17 protein-coding genes are annotated in these 16422 nt (G+C 44.6%); all 17 read left to right on the plus strand.

Going from position 1 to position 16422, the window contains the following annotated elements; genetic code table 11:
* Positions 1-83: 83 nt before the first annotated feature.
* The 17 genes from H5181_RS06340 (at position 84) to H5181_RS06420 (ending at position 16360) form a co-directional block, all read left to right on the plus strand.
* Positions 84-971 (plus strand): DUF3014 domain-containing protein, encoded by an 888-nt coding sequence (locus H5181_RS06340; RefSeq protein ID WP_011635845.1) that lies wholly within the window; start codon positions 84-86, stop codon positions 969-971.
* Positions 972-1219: 248 nt separating this feature from the next.
* Positions 1220-1999 carry a beta-ketoacyl synthase chain length factor gene (locus H5181_RS06345; protein WP_182750540.1) on the plus strand — a complete coding sequence of 260 codons (780 nt, stop codon included), beginning with the start codon at positions 1220-1222 and terminating at the stop codon, positions 1997-1999.
* Positions 1992-2846, plus strand: a complete 855-nt coding sequence (locus H5181_RS06350; protein WP_123883574.1) for a 1-acyl-sn-glycerol-3-phosphate acyltransferase — start codon at positions 1992-1994, stop codon at positions 2844-2846. Before H5181_RS06345 ends, H5181_RS06350 begins: the two co-directional genes overlap by 8 nt.
* 28 nt (positions 2847-2874) lie before the next feature.
* A complete protein-coding gene (locus H5181_RS06355; RefSeq protein ID WP_011635842.1) occupies positions 2875-3129 on the plus strand; it encodes a phosphopantetheine-binding protein in 255 nt (84 codons plus the stop codon).
* 8 nt (positions 3130-3137) lie between these two features.
* On the plus strand, positions 3138-3386 hold the full coding sequence (locus H5181_RS06360; RefSeq protein WP_123883575.1) for an acyl carrier protein: 249 nt from the start codon (positions 3138-3140) through the stop codon (positions 3384-3386).
* Positions 3386-3937, plus strand: a complete 552-nt coding sequence (locus H5181_RS06365) for a hypothetical protein (RefSeq protein WP_102035871.1) — start codon at positions 3386-3388, stop codon at positions 3935-3937. The genes H5181_RS06360 and H5181_RS06365 overlap by 1 nt, the downstream gene beginning before the upstream one ends.
* The gene (locus H5181_RS06370) at positions 3930-5297 is read left to right on the plus strand and encodes an AMP-binding protein (RefSeq protein ID WP_182750541.1); all 1368 of its coding nucleotides are present in this window, start codon (positions 3930-3932) and stop codon (positions 5295-5297) included. The genes H5181_RS06365 and H5181_RS06370 overlap by 8 nt, the downstream gene beginning before the upstream one ends.
* Positions 5290-5682 (plus strand): thioester dehydrase, encoded by a 393-nt coding sequence (locus tag H5181_RS06375; protein WP_182750542.1) that lies wholly within the window; start codon positions 5290-5292, stop codon positions 5680-5682. Before H5181_RS06370 ends, H5181_RS06375 begins: the two co-directional genes overlap by 8 nt.
* Complete coding sequence (locus tag H5181_RS06380) at positions 5679-7481, plus strand: glycosyltransferase (protein WP_182750543.1); 1803 nt, start codon at positions 5679-5681, stop codon at positions 7479-7481. The genes H5181_RS06375 and H5181_RS06380 overlap by 4 nt, the downstream gene beginning before the upstream one ends.
* Before the next feature lie 4 nt (positions 7482-7485).
* Complete coding sequence (hutH, locus tag H5181_RS06385) at positions 7486-9048, plus strand: histidine ammonia-lyase (protein ID WP_123883578.1); 1563 nt, start codon at positions 7486-7488, stop codon at positions 9046-9048.
* A complete protein-coding gene (locus tag H5181_RS06390; RefSeq protein WP_123778410.1) occupies positions 9049-9480 on the plus strand; it encodes a thioesterase family protein in 432 nt (143 codons plus the stop codon).
* On the plus strand, positions 9480-10295 hold the full coding sequence (locus H5181_RS06395; RefSeq protein WP_220491665.1) for an outer membrane lipoprotein carrier protein LolA: 816 nt from the start codon (positions 9480-9482) through the stop codon (positions 10293-10295). Before H5181_RS06390 ends, H5181_RS06395 begins: the two co-directional genes overlap by 1 nt.
* The gene (locus tag H5181_RS06400) at positions 10295-12703 is read left to right on the plus strand and encodes an MMPL family transporter (protein WP_182750545.1); all 2409 of its coding nucleotides are present in this window, start codon (positions 10295-10297) and stop codon (positions 12701-12703) included. Before H5181_RS06395 ends, H5181_RS06400 begins: the two co-directional genes overlap by 1 nt.
* Positions 12693-13961 carry an NAD(P)/FAD-dependent oxidoreductase gene (locus H5181_RS06405; RefSeq protein ID WP_182750546.1) on the plus strand — a complete coding sequence of 423 codons (1269 nt, stop codon included), beginning with the start codon at positions 12693-12695 and terminating at the stop codon, positions 13959-13961. The genes H5181_RS06400 and H5181_RS06405 overlap by 11 nt, the downstream gene beginning before the upstream one ends.
* Positions 13951-14571 (plus strand): DUF3261 domain-containing protein, encoded by a 621-nt coding sequence (locus H5181_RS06410; protein ID WP_182750547.1) that lies wholly within the window; start codon positions 13951-13953, stop codon positions 14569-14571. Before H5181_RS06405 ends, H5181_RS06410 begins: the two co-directional genes overlap by 11 nt.
* Before the next feature lie 90 nt (positions 14572-14661).
* Positions 14662-15864: a beta-ketoacyl-[acyl-carrier-protein] synthase family protein gene (locus H5181_RS06415; protein ID WP_182750548.1), complete on the plus strand. Its 1203-nt coding sequence runs from the start codon at positions 14662-14664 to the stop codon at positions 15862-15864.
* A gap of 4 nt (positions 15865-15868) precedes the next feature.
* On the plus strand, positions 15869-16360 hold the full coding sequence (locus tag H5181_RS06420; protein WP_182750549.1) for a hotdog family protein: 492 nt from the start codon (positions 15869-15871) through the stop codon (positions 16358-16360).
* Positions 16361-16422: the final 62 nt, after the last annotated feature.

The following is a 16422-nucleotide window of genomic DNA, read 5'->3' on the forward strand; positions in this document are numbered from 1 at the left end:
GAATATTGCAGAATGGATGTAGCAGAATTTTTCGACTCCACCAAGATATTAGTATCGATTAGCAATAACCCCAAGGAATTGAAATGCAAGTTAATGAAGAAGACCGAATTACCCCACAAGCCGCTGAAAAACCAGGGTCTAACATGTTATTAATCGCTATCGCGGTAATAGCCCTCTTAGGCGCAAGCAGTTATTTCTATTTTACCAGTGATGACGCTGAAGAATTTGAACCAGTTGTTATCACTCCAGTTGAGCTGCCAGAGTCAGTTCCAGAGACGCCAATAGAGCAAACGCCTATTGAAGAACCGCAAAACGTTACCACAACAGATGATGTAGTCCCCACTGGCGAATCCGAGACAGCTACGGAAGCTGTAGTTGCAGAACCACTTCCTGCATTAGCTGAGTCTGATGATTTTGTTGAAGCAAAAACATTAGCTATAGCCAACGGTATGAAAATAGCGCCGATGATCTTGAAAAAAGACATTGCCCGCCAATTTGTGGTGTTTGTCGATAACCTAGCCCAAGGCGATATTGTGCGTAAAGCTAGCCCGTTAAAAGGCCCTGACACGCAATTTACCGTGAGTGAAATAACCAACAAAACATATCTTAATCCAGATGGTTATCATCGATATGATTTGTATGCCAATTTTATAGCAGGCTTGAGCGATAAAGATTTAGTCGCGACTTACACTGAGTTAAAACCACTATTTGCCGAAGCCTTTACTGAACTTGGTTACAGTGATATTGATTTTGATAAGCGTATGCAACAGGCTTTTAGCATGGTTGCTAGCGCGCCCATTATTGAAGACCCTATTGAGTTATCGTCAATCAGTGTTAACTATAAATATGTCGATCCTAACCTTGAAGCATTACCTAATGCCCAAAAGTTGTTGATCCGTATGGGGCCAGACAACACTCGAAAAATTAAAGAAGCTGTCAAAAAATTGCAGCAAAGCTTTGCGAACAAATAAGCTTTACATCAAACGGTAAAGCTATTTTATTAAGCTAACAGCAATCAGCGCGACGTTTACCGTCGCGCTTTTTTATTTAATAGTCACTTTGTTGAATTAACCCTCAGCTATTAGGCTTTTTCGTCCACACGGCTTCTTATCGACATTCACTTCGGTGTACAATTGGCAAGGTTAACGAATCGTCATTATGTAGATGATAATTGTTAACAATTAGATAAGGATAGCTAGGCAATTATAGAGGGAATGTAGTGCATTTAGAATTTGAGCTTCTATCATGGGGCGCATGGTCGCCGGACTTTCAGACACCTGAAAGTTGGCTACAATGGCAACAGCCTAATGGCAATTTGGCGCCTAAGCCAGACTCACCGCCATTGGCTCACATTCCTGCCATGCAACGCCGTCGCTTTAGTCGCTTAACTAAAATGATGCTCACGGCCGCCTACCAATGCCAACCTGAGAATAATTGCCGCAGTATTTTTTCATCTCGCCATGGAGAGCTCACGCGCACCTTGGGCTTACTCAAAGATATCACCCAACAACAAGCGTTATCGCCAATGGCTTTTAGTCAATCAGTGCACAATACTGCCAGTGGCATTTTCGGTATTGTTAATAACAATACCGCTTCGTCTACATCGATTGCCGCTGGTGAACAAACTCTCACTCAGGCACTTATTGAAGCCTACGCGCAATTAGCGCAATCGCCACAACCTGTATTGGTTGTATTTGGTGATGACCCGGTTCCACCGGTATACAGTGAGTTTACTCACGAAGTCGAACTACCTTTGGCGTTAGGTTTGTACCTCGCACCATTTAATAGCAGTGCCCCACAAGCCAAAAATCAGCTTGCAGACACCACTTTACAACACGATTCGGCTCAGCGAATGACCCTTAGCGTCTCCGATCATCCGCTCGAGCATCACAGTCAAAACAACATCTGCATGAGCGAGTTAATACACCATATTGCCAGTGCAAAACATATCCAAGGTAAATTGTGCCATTGGTATTGGTCGCTTGAACATCATGCCTAATCAACACCATACAAGACAGCATACTGACACTATTGTGCAAAAAAAAGCCACAGTGCCAAAACTCAGCGGTTTACGTTATATACCTCGCTGGGTTGGTGGTGTGTGTTGTTATATTGCTTTTGGTTTAGGCGGCTTGTTGAGTTCATTGACTATTTTACCGCTATTACGATTTTGGCCTGGCGAGAAAACAGTGCGCGTAGCTCGGGCCCAAAAAGCCGTCAGTTGGATGTTTAAAGCATTTGTTGCCATGCTCAGTTTTGCTGGAGTAATAGCTGTGAGCACCAAAAATATTGAGGCACTACAGCAAACTAAAGGAAAAGTGGTCATCGCTAATCATCCGACATTAGTGGACGTGGTGGTATTGATTAGTCTTATGCCGAATGCGGGCTGTATTGTAAAACAAAGCTTATGGCGTAATCCGTTTATTCGCGGCGTACTCGCCAGTGCAGGTTATATCCCTAATCGCGGCGCAGACTGGCTTTTACATGACTGCCAGCAAGTGCTGCGTACCGATACTAATTTGATTATTTTCCCCGAGGGTACCCGTACTTTAACCGGTAATATTGTTAACCCCTTTGCGCGTGGCGCGGCCAATATTGCCTTGCGCACCCAAACCGATATTTTACCCGTGGTGTTACGTACTGATGTTGCAGGCTTAACTAAGCAACAATCTTGGTACCAAATTCCACGGCAAACCATCAATATGTCAGTAGAAATTGGCACAAGCATGTCATACCTGCTGTATGATGCTAAACGAGGTAATGAAGCCAAAATGGCTCGACAGCTAACGCGCGACTTACAGCAGTTTTACCTTGATACACTTAAACAGCCTATCAAGTCACATTGATAGCCATACTTATAAGAAAGACAAAAAAATGAACTTACACAATCAAATAAAACAACTGATCATTGATTGCTTAGATCTCGAAGATGTCACTGTCGATGATATCGAAACCGATGCGGCCTTATTTGGCGACGGTCTGGGCTTAGACTCGATCGACGCACTTGAATTAGGCTTGGCAATTAAGAAAGAGTTTGATGTCAAAATTGAAGCCAATTCTGATGCGACTAAAGCACACTTTTTCAGTGTTGCTAGCTTAGCTAGCTTTATTGAATCTCAACGTGTTTAGGAGTCAGCATGCAAAATCGTGAACAAATCCTTGAGATGCTAAGTGGCATTTTAATTGATGAATTTGAAATAGAAGCAGCTGATATCACGCTTGAAGCTTCTTTGTATGAAGATCTGGATTTAGACAGCATTGATGCGGTAGATTTGGTGATTAAATTGCAACAACTGACGGGTAAAAAAATCCAGCCAGAGGCATTTAAAACCGTCCGTACAGTCAATGATGTCGTTAATGCCATTGAAGGCTTAATAAAAAGTTAATGCGGTTAATCCTGCAGATTATGACGACCTTGGTGATTATTGCTTATCCTGTTGCGGTGTACTTTGGTTTGCAGTATTTACCACCTGGCACAATCGCTTTGCTGCTGTGTTTGTTATTATTGCTACGGTTTATGGTCACTAAGCAGCAAGTAAAATCCATGACATTGCCAATACTGGTGGGCATAGGATTGACCGCGGCCAGTTTCATTACTCAACGTAACGACTGGTTACTGTTTTATCCGGTGGTGATAAACCTGAGCATGTTGGGGTTATTCAGTTACTCACTGATTAATGGTCCAAGCATGATTGAGCGCTTAGCACGCTTAAAAGAGCCTGATTTACCAGACTCCGCTATACCTTACTTACAAACCGTCACTAAACTTTGGTGTGGGTTATTTATTGTAAATGGTGCTGTGGCAACCTATACCGCCATAGCAACAAGTATTGAAATATGGACGCTTTACAACGGACTGATCGCCTACCTGTTTATGGGGTTGCTGCTCAGTGGTGAATGGATTTATCGTCGCTTTTGGTTGAAAAAACATGAATAAGCTTTTACTCAATTGGTTATCTACAGGGCCTGCCTCGCAGCAGCTAATCAGCTTTGACCATCATGACATCATGACGGGATCGTTGTTTTGCGCGCAAGTGGCCCACTTACATGCTCAGCTGATTCAAAGTGATGCTCAGCGTTGGCTGCTTGCAGCCAAGCACAGTGATTTATTTGCCGCTGGTTTATGTGCAGCCTTGTTAGCCGGTAAACAAGTGATATTGCCTGCCAACATCCAACGTGGCACCTTGAGCGAGCTCAACCATGAATTTGATGCCATTATTGCCGACACGCCATTATGTGAAGTGCGTGAGTATATCGCGCTCAAAAAAGAACTTAGTTTGCCCGCTGCAACTTGGCCTAAAACCAAGCTATTAGGTGAATTAGTACTATTCACCTCCGGCAGTAGCGGTCAGCCCAAAGCAATCAAAAAAACACTGCAACAATTAGATGCCGAAGTCAGTATTCTTGAGCAAACATTTGCCGAACATTTGCCTCATTGTTCCGTGGTATCGACAGTTTCACATCAGCATATTTATGGTTTATTGTTTAAAATCTTGTGGCCTTTAGCCGCGAGCCGAGCATTCTTAAGTGAACAAATCGACTTTCCTGAAACCTTAAGTTACTACTTGGCCATCATGCCAAATTTGTGTTTAATCAGTAGTCCAGCTCAATTGACCCGCTTGCCTGATGCTCTAGAAAATCAAAAACAACAACGTATCCCAAGCTTAATTTTCAGCTCTGGTGGTCCGTTAAATTTTGATGCCGCCCAAGCAGTTAAACAATGCTTTAATCAATTGCCCATTGAAATATTTGGCAGCACTGAAACCGGCGGTATTGGATATCGACGCCAACAGCAACCCATGCAACCATGGCAATCATTTACCCAAGTGAATGTCGATATGGACCCGCAAGATGGTGCGCTGATGCTGCAGTCTGTTTATTTAGACAATCCAACTCAATGGTTAAAATGTGATGACAAAATTGAATTGTTAACAGATGGCCAGTTCCGTTTATTGCATCGCCTTGATCGTATTGTAAAAATTGAAGAAAAACGCTTGTCTTTAGCGCAAGTGGAGCATTTACTGCAAACTCATCCTTTTGTCAGCGAAGCGGCCGTCACAGTTTTAGAGCAACCGCGCACCATGCTAGGTGCTGCAGTCTGTTTAAGTGAATTAGGCCAGCAAACACTCAAAGCGGAAGGAAAATTAGCGGTTAATAATGCCTTAAAAAACCATTTATTGAGCCAGTTTGAACGTATCACCCTACCACGACGCTGGCGTTATCCTGCACACTTGCCACTCAATAGCCAAGGCAAGCGTACTCAATCAGAAATTGTAGCCTTATTTAGTCATGATTAAGTCAGAATTACCGCATATTGTTAGCCATGAAGGCGATAATAATCTCTATCAATGGCGTTTATTTGTCAGTGCAGATTTAGCCTTTTTCGATGGCCATTTTCCTCAGCAAGCCGTATTACCAGGTGTCACCCAATTGGATTGGGCGGTTAAACTTGGCTGTGAGGCATTTGGTTATTCAGCCCAAGTGGCCACATTAGAAGTGCTTAAATTTCAGCAACTCATTTTGCCCGATACCTATGTTGATTTGATCATTGAACATCAACCTCAAAAAGCAAAACTGCTCTTTAGCTATCGAGATCAAGATAAACGGTTTGCCTCTGGCCGTATTGCGCTTAAGCCTGCAGTAGTCACTACTGCGCCGATTGCCAATGAGATTGCCTCATGAAACTAGCCTTGGTTATCCCCAATTACAATCATCATATTGCCATTGAACAAACCTTAACTGACTTGGCAAAATTCAACCTGCCATGTTATTTGGTTGATGATGGTAGCCAAGATGAAACCCGTTATATTTTGCAAGCCATGGCAGAAAAATTTAGCTGGGTAACGCTCATTAACCATCCGTTTAATCGCGGTAAAGGCGCGGCAGTGACCAGCGGCCTACGCCAAGCATACCGCGATGGTTTTAGCCATGTATTACAGGTTGATGCTGATGGACAACATAATTTAGACGATATTCCGTTAATGATATCGACTGCAGAACAACAGCCACAGGCATTGATCTCTGGCCAACCCATTTATGATGACTCTGTGCCTAAAGGACGTTTATACGGACGTTACATCACCCATTTTTGGGTCTGGGTTGAAACCTTAAGTTTCGACATTCAAGATTCTATGTGTGGTTTTCGGGTGTATCCATTAGAGGCTACCGAGCAGTTATTAAGCCAGCAAGCACTGGGTGAACGGATGGACTTTGATATTGAAATCATGGTCAAACTGCACTGGCAAGCTACTCCAGTGGTTCATGTCCCGACCAAAGTCATCTACCCAGAAGACGGTATTAGCCACTTTCAAGGCTTGCAAGACAATGTACGCATTAGCTGGATGCACACTACATTATTTTTTGGTATGTTGACTCGTTTGCCACAAATTCTGAATAAAAACACCCCGCATCAACATTGGTCATCAATGGGAGAGCGTGGCAGTTATTGGGGCATAAAATTACTGGCTGAATGTTATCGCTTAGGTGGCCACTGGTTATGCAGAGCGATTATGTATCCGGTGATTGGTTACTTTTTTCTAACCGGTGCTTCAGCTCGTCAAGCGTCGATGAATTTTCTAGCCCGAGTGCAGCAACAAGTTCCAGATCATCCAGATTTACATCAACCCACCCAGTGGCGCGACAGCTTAAATCACTTTATTGCTTTTGGTAATGCAGCTCTGGATAGGATCGATGCCTGGTGCGACCGCATCAAACTCAATCAAGTCGATTTTAACGATCGTCATATTCTGGCAAACCAAGTGGCTTCTGGTCGAGGAGCCGTACTGATTGTGTCGCATTTAGGTAATTTAGAGCTATGTCGTGCGATTTCAATCCACCAGCAGAAAGTGAAAGTCAACGTTATGGTGTTGACTCAACACGCCGAAAACTTTAACAAAGTATTACAACAGCTGAACCCACAAAGTAGTCTGAACCTTATTCATGTTAATGAACTTGATCCCAGTACTTCTATGCTGTTACAGCAAAAAATTGATATGGGCGAAATAGTGGTTATTGCAGCCGACCGCACCTCATCAAACAGCCAAGGTCGGGTGGTTTACCTACCCTTTCTCGGTCATGAAGCGCCGTTTCCCCAAGGACCATTTATTCTTGCAAGCTTGTTAAATTGTCCGGTATACACCATGTTCTGCATTCGCCAACAAGGCCGCTATAAAGTACATGTTGAACACTTAAGCGATAGCTTAAAAGGCCCGCGGGCGGGGCGCATTGCACGCTTAACTGATGCAATGAAATTGTACAGTCAGCGCTTAGAGTACTTTGCCAAACAGGCACCATTGCAGTGGTTTAATTTTTACGATTTTTGGCATAAAGACGAATTGATTGATCGTCCGCTTTCGCGCCCCGCTACTGCTGTCAATACGGGTAGTGCACTTAATACCGGAAGTGCACTTAATACAAGTGCTGCGTCAAATACAAATACTGCACCCGCTAACAGCACCACTTCACCTAGTCAGGATAACTAATTCAATGAGCAACACTTCTTCACCGTCATCATCTGCCGAAAACACGGTGCATTTAGGCCAAAGCTACCTGAGCCTTGAACAAGTGGTCGCTGTCGCCAAAGGCGCAACGGTCAAACTAGCAGATGCTGCAGACTATGTTGAATATATTCAAAAAGGCGCCCGTTTCATCGACAGTTTGCTGCATGAAGAAGGCGTAGTATATGGCGTCACCACAGGTTACGGCGACTCCTGCACAGTCAATGTCAGCTTAGACTTAGTCCATGAATTGCCACTACATTTAACCCGTTTTCATGGTTGTGGTTTAGGTGATGTATTTAGCCCAATGCAAGCCCGCGCGATTATGGCTTGCCGCTTAAACTCATTGGCTGTGGGTAAGTCAGGGGTCAGCTATCTGCTGCTACAGCGCATCGAATGGCTATTAAATAACGATATCACCCCGGTTATTCCTCAAGAAGGTTCGGTTGGCGCCAGCGGCGATTTAACCCCACTATCTTATCTTGCCGCTGTATTAGTTGGCGAACGTGAGGTGATATACCAGGGTAAACGCCAAGCGACCAAAGATGTTTATCTGAAATTCGGCATGATGCCATTAACTCTGCGCCCTAAAGAAGGCCTCGCGTTAATGAATGGCACAGCAGTGATGACCGCACTGGCCTGTTTAGCCTATGACCGATCGCAGTACTTAACTCGCTTATCAAGCCGTATTACTGCCATGGCATCGTTAACGCTTAAAGGCAACGCAAATCATTTTGATGAAATTTTGTTTGCCGCCAAACCCCATCCAGGACAAAACCAAATTGCCAGTTGGATCCGCGAAGACTTAAATCATCATGCGCATCCACGTAATTCAGACCGCTTACAAGACCGCTATTCCATTCGCTGTGCACCGCACATCATTGGCGTACTGCAAGATGCTTTACCTTTTATGCGTCAGTTTATTGAAACCGAACTCAATAGCGCTAACGACAACCCGATTGTCGATGCCGAGGGCGAACATATCCTCCATGGCGGTCACTTTTATGGCGGCCACATTGCCTTTGCCATGGATGCGATGAAAAATGCGGTGGCCAATATCGCCGACTTAATTGATCGTCAAATGGCCTTAGTCATGGACCCTAAATTCAACAATGGTTTACCGGCTAATTTATCTGCCGCAGAAGGCGAACGTCGTGCCATTAACCATGGTTTTAAAGCGGTACAAATCGGTGTTTCGGCTTGGACTGCAGAAGCATTAAAAAACACCATGCCTGCCAGTGTGTTTTCTCGCTCAACGGAATGCCACAATCAAGACAAAGTGAGCATGGGCACCATTGCCGCCCGCGATTGCATGCGGATATTGCAACTGACAGAGCAAGTGGCTGCCGCCGCATTATTGGCCATGAGCCAAGGCATTCAGCTGCGGGTGATACAGAAAGAGTTGGACCCAAATTCGCTAACGCCATCACTTGCCACCACATTGGCTCAAGTCAGTGAAGATTTTGAACTGCTTACCGAAGACCGTCCATTAGAAGCAGTGCTGCGCCAAACCGTAGAAAAAATTCAACTAGGCCTGTGGGAGGTGTGTTAAATGAAAGGTTTATTACTCACAGAAATGGAAATGGTGATCCCGTTTCACGATGTCGACTCGATGGGCATTACTTGGCACGGTAATTACTTGCGCTACTTTGAGGTTGTGCGGTGCCAATTACTGGATAAGCTCGGTTACAACTATCGCACTATGCTTGAATCTGGCTACGCTTGGCCGATTGTTGATGTGCAAATTAAGTACGTTAAAAGCAGCACCTTTGACCAAAAAATCAAGGTTATCGCCGCCATTGTTGAATGGGAAAACCGCTTACGCATTAACTATCAAATTGTTGATGCCGACACCAACGCACGCATTACTAAGGGCTATACCATACAAGCTGCAGTTGAGATTGCTACCCAAGAATTATGCTTTGTTACCCCTGAGATATTTCAACAAAAAATTCGCCCATTACTCGATGCGAGCCAAGTGTAATGAGTGCCCGCAGCAGAGTATTTTTGAGCTTATTTACTAGCATATTGGCGCGAGTAAGCAGCATCATTATGTTATGTTGCCTGTATATTGCAGTCACCTCGGCTAGCGAACATCCACCAGCAAGCAATAATGAACCCCTTACTCAAGCGCAACTGGCTGACATTCAGGCGTTGTATACTCAACCAGCCAGCACTGAAGCCCTCAGTGCGCTAGCGCAGCAGCTGAATCTACAACTAGATACTCGTGGGCTGTTTGTTCAACTACGCCATTTACAGGTGCTTAAAAAGCCCTTACTCAGCCAAGGACAGTTTATATTTAGTCCAACGCAAGGATTGGTATGGCAGCAGCAACGTCCTTTCAAAACCTTGATGGTGCTTAAAGATCAGCAGTTGATCCAACAAAACAGCCAAGGCAAAATTCAACACTTTAGCGCAGGGGCTAATGGCAATCCGATTGCACAGCAATTACCGCGTTTATTACAAGCCATTATGGCGGGCGATATTGATGCCTTAAGTGCCGATTTCAACTTATTTATGCCTACTGCTCAATCCGCAACTCAGTCCATAAATAAGCCCGAAACTCAGCCCGCAGATAAGTCATGGCAACTGGGCTTACAAGCTAAAGACCCACAAGTGCAATCGTCTATGGGTAACATAACCCTCAGCGGCGATACCCTTATACGTTCATTAATCATGACCAGTAACCAAGCGAATGTTCGCGACTATACCCAAATTCAATTTACCCAGACCCAACAAGGGCCACTAAGTGAAGCAGAGCTGGCACTTTTTAGTCTTGGCAATGAGTCAGCTAAATAATGCAGCCAATATCGCTAACCGCGTTGTTATCTCCCATTGGGCGTTTTGTCTTATGGGTATTATTGCTGCTGACAATGTTAGCCACTGGCTTAATACAATGGCAACAGGGCGCGCATATTCAAACTGATATTTTGGCGATGTTGCCACATTTACAGCAAGACAAACTCACTGAAACAGCATTAAACAGAGTTGAACAGCAACTCGCAAACCAAGTGTATATTGCAGTAAAAGCCGATAATGACAACCAAGCTATCAGTGCCGCACAGCAACTGATGGATGCGCTAGATAAACAGCCTCAACCGCCCTTTATTCACATTCGTAGCGGCGCGGATGATCATCTGCAAGACTTGGCTAAAGTGTATTTCGAACATCGCTTTACCCTACTCACCGCCGAGCAAGCTAAAGCGATTGAAACAGATAATTGGCGCCAACTGCTTAACGCGGCCCAAAATCAACTTTATAGCGCATTTGGTTTTGCCAACAGCCAACTGCTCAGCAATGACCCGTTACTGATGTTTCCAGCCAACTTACTGGCGTTATCACCTAATAGTGCGCTGCGAAGCCAACAAGGCATTTTACTCACCGATACTACCGAGGGTGTGGCTGCAATTGTCATGGCCAAAGGCCGCGACAGTGCGTTTAGCCCGACCGCTCAGCAACAGCAAATACAAGCATTAAAGTCTGCGTTTAGCCAAGTGACACAGCACTACCCAGATGTCAGTTTTCTTAAGGCTGGTGCGCTTTTTCATGCGATAGCCGCCACAGAGTCGGCTAAACAAGAAATCAGCCGAATTGGATTAATTTCCATGTTGGGGATCATCTTATTAGTCTGGTTGGCCTTTCGGTCGATTATGCCGTTATTTGCCGCACTACTGACGTTAACGACTGGTGTGGTATTTGCGTTTGTCGCCACCTTAAGTATTTTTGGTGAGTTGCACTTACTGACACTAGTGTTTGGCACTAGTTTAATTGGTGTCGCCATTGATTACAGCTTTCACTTTTATTGCGAAAAACAAGCTCATCCCAATAACAACGCAACAGACACCTTAAAGCAGATTTTTCCGGCGCTCACTCTCGCCCTTGCAACCAGTGCCAGTGCCTTTATCGCCATTGGCTTTACGCCATTTCCGGGAATGCAACAAGTGGCCGTCTTTTGTGCTGCTGGGTTAATTGGTGCCTACCTAACGTTGTTATTGGTGTTTCCATTACTGGGTAACCATGCGCTTAAACCGACGCCTGGATTAACCCTTGCCCAAGGTTATTTGGCGCTATTACAACGTATTTTCACCCCAAATCAATTGTGGCAAAAAATAGCTATAGCCGCTTTGCTCATTGGTTTGGCAACAATATTGTTTTTCGGTTTGTCACAAACGGATTCTAACGATGATATACGTCAGCTACAGCAAAGCCCTGAAGCCATCACCACCGAAGAGAATCAGCTACGGCAACTGCTCAGCGGCGGCACCGATAACCAATTTATTGTAGTCAGTGGTCCCAGTGAACAATCTTTATTACAAACGTTAGAGCAACTGGCACCAGTACTGGATAAAGCCATAACTGATGCTGAGTTAGACCAAGCAATCAGCCTCAGCCGCTTTATGCCCAGCATTGCCAAACAACAACAACACTATCAGTTACAGCAACAGCTTTATGGGCAACATTTAGACGAGATCATCAACGAAATGGGCCTTGATGACAGCATAAGCACCAGTATGATTGCACAACTTAATCACGCCGAATCACAATGGTTAACCCCAACCATGGTGCTAGCCAAAGCTAATGATGATTTACAGACATTATGGCTTGGTGCGATTCCAACAACAGACAAACCCCAGCAATTTGGCGCCATAGTGTTACTCGGTGGCATACATTCGTTAGCCTCTCTTGAGCAACGGCTGACTGAACATAAATGGCCTTCAGGGCAAGTGCGGTTAATCGATAAGGTCGGTGATATATCCCATTTAATGGGCAAGTATCGCCAACTAACATTACAGCTACTAATGTGGGTATTTGCCTTAGCCAGCCTACTGTTTAGCATTAAATACGGTATTAAGTTGGCATTCGCTATCGTCGCAGTCCCTACTTTATCAGTACTGCTCACGTTAGCCTGTTTAGGCCTTGTCGGTTCGAGCATTAGCTTGTTTCACGCCTTAGCGCTTATTTTAGTATTAGGCATTGGTATCGATTACAGCCTATTTTTTGCCGAGGCCAAGCACACTAGTCGCGGAGTGATGATGGCAATCTTTATGTCAGCCTGCTCAACGTTATTGGCTTTTGGGTTGCTGGCGCTGAGTCAAACCCATGCCATTCACTTTTTTGGTTTAACGCTTCTTTTTGGGATCAGTTTTTCATTTTTACTGGCACCGTTTATTTCATTTATTACTAGGAAAACTGTAAATGCCATTTAGTCATTCACATACAGTCAGCAACATGGATGTTGACGTTGCCATCATTGGTGCAGGCCCTTCTGGTGCCATTGCCGCAAGTCTTTTACGCCAACAAGGTCATCAGGTTGTTGTTATTGAAAAACAGCATTTTCCACGTTTTTCCATTGGCGAAAGCCTACTGCCTTGTTGTATGCAGTTTCTCGAACAAGCAGGCATGCTGGACGCCGTTAATCAGGCTGGATTTCAATTTAAAAATGGCGCAGCATTTCAACACCAAGGGCGCTACACCACCTTTGACTTTACCGATAAATTTACCCCAGGCCCTGGGACTACGTTTCAAGTTCAACGGGCGGATTTTGATAAACTCCTAGCCGACACAGCTATCAGTCAAGGGGTTGAAATCCGTTTTGGTCATCAAGTTAATGCGATTGATTTGACTCATAACCCTCGTTTAACGGTAACGAATGACCGAGGTGCACAATATCAAGTGAATGCTAAATTTGTGCTTGATGCTAGTGGTTTTGGCCGAGTATTACCGCGATTACTGAACTTAGAGCAACCATCAAATTTACCGCCACGCAGCGCCATTTTCACCCATATTGAAGACAACATTAGCGATCCACATTTTGATCGGAATAAAATCTTAATCAGTGTTCATCCTCAACATAAGGATATCTGGTACTGGTTAATCCCTTTTAGCAATAACCGTTGCTCAATTGGCGTGGTGGCTGAGCCGCATTTACTCGAGCATTTATCCGGTAGCCTTGAACAACAATTGTTAGCAGTAATTAATGAAGAGCCAGAGCTACAGCAGTTACTGAGTAATGCCAATATTGTTCAGCCTTGTGCCACTCTCAAAGGTTATTCGGCTAACGTCACCACTTTAGCAACCAATAAGTTTGCTTTATTGGGTAATGCTGGCGAGTTCCTTGACCCTGTATTTTCATCAGGGGTGACCATTGCCATGCAGTCAGCATCAATGGCTGTCGCCAGTTTGAATAAGCAACTTAATGGCCAAACGGTTGATTGGGATAGCGAATACTCTGCACCATTAATGCAAGGGGTTAACACCTTTAGAACCTATGTACAAGCTTGGTATGACGGACGCTTTCAAGATGTCATTTTCTATCAACAAGCTGACAACAAGATTAAACAAATGATTTGCTCAATTTTAGCGGGCTACGCTTGGGACATGAGTAACCCGTTTGTAAAAGAGTCCGAACGACGCCTCAATACCATTGTTGAATTATGTCAGGAGCCACAAAACGATGTTGCTTAATCGGCTGTGGCATTCTGCAGAGATAATGTTGCCTCGCCTTGTTGCGCTATTACTGCTAAGCCTATTAAGTGCTTGTAGCCAACAAATCGAGCGGCAAACTTGTGTCCCACTCGCCAGTGAAGCACAATATTGCCTAAGCTCAGCCTCTGCGGTGTTAACAATGTCATCGCAGCAAGACATCAGCTTAAGCCAAATGGTCAGCTTTACCCATGGGCAAGAAAATCATGAGTTATTAACCCAGCTGGAGCTTAATTCACAACAGATGACGTTAGTGGGATTAGCGCCACTTGGGCAAGCATTATTCACGTTAGTGTACGATGGCCAAACCCTGCAAAGTCAGCAAAGTATGTTATTAGGTGAGCAATTTAAAGCAGAGTATTTAATGGCAATAATGCAGTTGATTTACTGGCCAACGGAGCAAGTTAATCAACATTTAACCGGCGGTGAATTAGTCACTATGGCATGTGATATGCCGTTATGTAAGCAACTAATCGATGCCAGTGGTACGTTAATAACGATAACGTATAGCGATATCGACCCGTGGTTAGCGCAAGTGAATGTCGACATCGATGCCGCCGATATTCACATGAAAATAAACCCAATTGACTAACTAATTAACTAACTGATTGAATAACAGATTGATAAACAAGTGCTCCAGCATAACCCAATAAACCGAGATAAATAGGCCACCAAACTAAACATGAACAGTCGCATAGCAATAACTCACATCGGATTGTGTACACCTCTGGGCAACTCGCCAGAAGAGGTGCTGCCGCGCCTCATTCGCGGTGATATCAGTGCTATGCAATGGCGCGATAATTTACTGTTCGATGCGCCTACATTAGTCGGTTGCGTCGATGACAAACGGTTAATAGAAATTGCCGATCGTCTCAGTTTATTTGCTTGCCGTAATAATCGTTTATTAAACACTGCCGCCCAGCAACTTGTGCCCGCAATAGAACAAGCTAAACAGCGTTTAGGAGCGGATCGTATCGGGGTGATATTAGGCACCAGCACCTCTGGCATTTCCAAAGGTGAAGCGGCATTAAAGTATCAGCTTGAACATGGCCATTTCCCCCCGAGTTACCATTATTCGCAGCAGGAACTGGGTAGCCCCAGTGATTATTTAAAACAATTATTTGAACTATCAGGTCCTTGTTATACCGTATCTACAGCGTGCTCATCGAGTGCAAAAGTGTTTGCCAGTGCTCAGCGATTACTCAATGCGAATATGTGCGATATGGTGATTGTTGGTGGTGTAGACAGTTTGTGTCAGTTAACCGTTAATGGCTTTGCCGCATTAGAATCAGTATCCAAAGGCCATTGCAATCCGTTTAGTCGCCATCGTGATGGGATTAATATTGGTGAAGGGGCAGCCTTATTTACCTTAGAACGTGGCCAAAGTGACGTCATGTTGGCTGGGATCGGCGAGTCTGCCGATGCACACCATATTTCAGCACCACACCCGCAAGGATTAGGCGCTATTGCCGCCATGCAACAAGCCCTAACAGAAGCCAACATTACTGCCAAACAAATCGATTATCTCAACCTCCACGGCACAGCCACACCCAAAAATGATGCTATGGAATCACGTGCGGTCACTGCAGTGTTTGGCCATTCACTACCAGCCTGCAGCTCAACCAAACCGCTCACAGGCCATACTTTAGGTGCTGCAGGGGCGATTGAAGCTGCCTTTTGCTATTTATTATTAAGCCCACTTAACCATGATAAGCGTTTGCCACCGCATATCTGGGATGGGCAGCAAGATGCTAATGACCCTAATATCGCTCTCGTTAGCGCCAACAATAATTCTGGCCTTAATCAGCTCAACTTTATTATGAGTAATTCATTTGCCTTTGGCGGCAGTAATGCCAGCCTGATTTTTTGTCGAAAGGATGCCTAGTTTCATGTCAATAGCCACTGCAACGCCGGCGATGTTAGCGCAAGATATAAGTACTTTTATTCCGCACCGTGCCCCAATGATCTTAATTGATAATGTCTTAGCACATCGCCCAGACTGCTTAATCACCGCAACCCATATTAGCCCTAATAGTGCCTATTTCGACGCCCAACTCAATGGCGTGCCTAATTACGTTGGCATCGAGTATATGGCCCAAAGTATTGCAGCGTTAGCGGGTGTTGAAGCCTTACTGCGCGACGATGATATCCGAGTCGGTTTTTTACTCGGCACCCGCAAACTGCAAATGCATATCGACACATTTACTTTAGGTGAGTCTTATCGCACTCAGGTCACTCGGCTGTACCAGGAAGAGTCTGGATTAGCGGTATTTGATTGCCAAATTTATCATCACGAAATATTAGTGGCGGCAGCCAATGTCAATGTATTCCAACCACAAGACATCCAAGCCTATATCAATGAAAGCCAAGCCGACGGCTAAGCATGCTCAACAAACCTTTTGACACCCCATTGGAGTTCCTCGAATCAATCACGGAGAGACAT

The sequence above is a fragment of the Shewanella sp. SG44-2 genome, from assembly GCF_014164215.1.
Taxonomy (GTDB): domain Bacteria; phylum Pseudomonadota; class Gammaproteobacteria; order Enterobacterales; family Shewanellaceae; genus Shewanella; species Shewanella frigidimarina.

Coding starts and splice junctions, on each gene's coding strand:
- H5181_RS06340 (WP_011635845.1), top strand. CDS start 84: ATGCAAGTTAATGAAGAAGACCGAATTACCCCACAAGCCGCTGAAAAA.
- H5181_RS06350 (WP_123883574.1), top strand. CDS start 1,992: ATGCCTAATCAACACCATACAAGACAGCATACTGACACTATTGTGCAA.
- H5181_RS06355 (WP_011635842.1), top strand. CDS start 2,875: ATGAACTTACACAATCAAATAAAACAACTGATCATTGATTGCTTAGAT.
- H5181_RS06360 (WP_123883575.1), top strand. CDS start 3,138: ATGCAAAATCGTGAACAAATCCTTGAGATGCTAAGTGGCATTTTAATT.
- H5181_RS06365 (WP_102035871.1), top strand. CDS start 3,386: ATGCGGTTAATCCTGCAGATTATGACGACCTTGGTGATTATTGCTTAT.
- H5181_RS06370 (WP_182750541.1), top strand. CDS start 3,930: ATGAATAAGCTTTTACTCAATTGGTTATCTACAGGGCCTGCCTCGCAG.
- H5181_RS06375 (WP_182750542.1), top strand. CDS start 5,290: ATGATTAAGTCAGAATTACCGCATATTGTTAGCCATGAAGGCGATAAT.
- H5181_RS06380 (WP_182750543.1), top strand. CDS start 5,679: ATGAAACTAGCCTTGGTTATCCCCAATTACAATCATCATATTGCCATT.
- hutH (WP_123883578.1), top strand. CDS start 7,486: ATGAGCAACACTTCTTCACCGTCATCATCTGCCGAAAACACGGTGCAT.
- H5181_RS06390 (WP_123778410.1), top strand. CDS start 9,049: ATGAAAGGTTTATTACTCACAGAAATGGAAATGGTGATCCCGTTTCAC.
- H5181_RS06395 (WP_220491665.1), top strand. CDS start 9,480: ATGAGTGCCCGCAGCAGAGTATTTTTGAGCTTATTTACTAGCATATTG.
- H5181_RS06400 (WP_182750545.1), top strand. CDS start 10,295: ATGCAGCCAATATCGCTAACCGCGTTGTTATCTCCCATTGGGCGTTTT.
- H5181_RS06405 (WP_182750546.1), top strand. CDS start 12,693: ATGCCATTTAGTCATTCACATACAGTCAGCAACATGGATGTTGACGTT.
- H5181_RS06410 (WP_182750547.1), top strand. CDS start 13,951: ATGTTGCTTAATCGGCTGTGGCATTCTGCAGAGATAATGTTGCCTCGC.
- H5181_RS06415 (WP_182750548.1), top strand. CDS start 14,662: ATGAACAGTCGCATAGCAATAACTCACATCGGATTGTGTACACCTCTG.
- H5181_RS06420 (WP_182750549.1), top strand. CDS start 15,869: ATGTCAATAGCCACTGCAACGCCGGCGATGTTAGCGCAAGATATAAGT.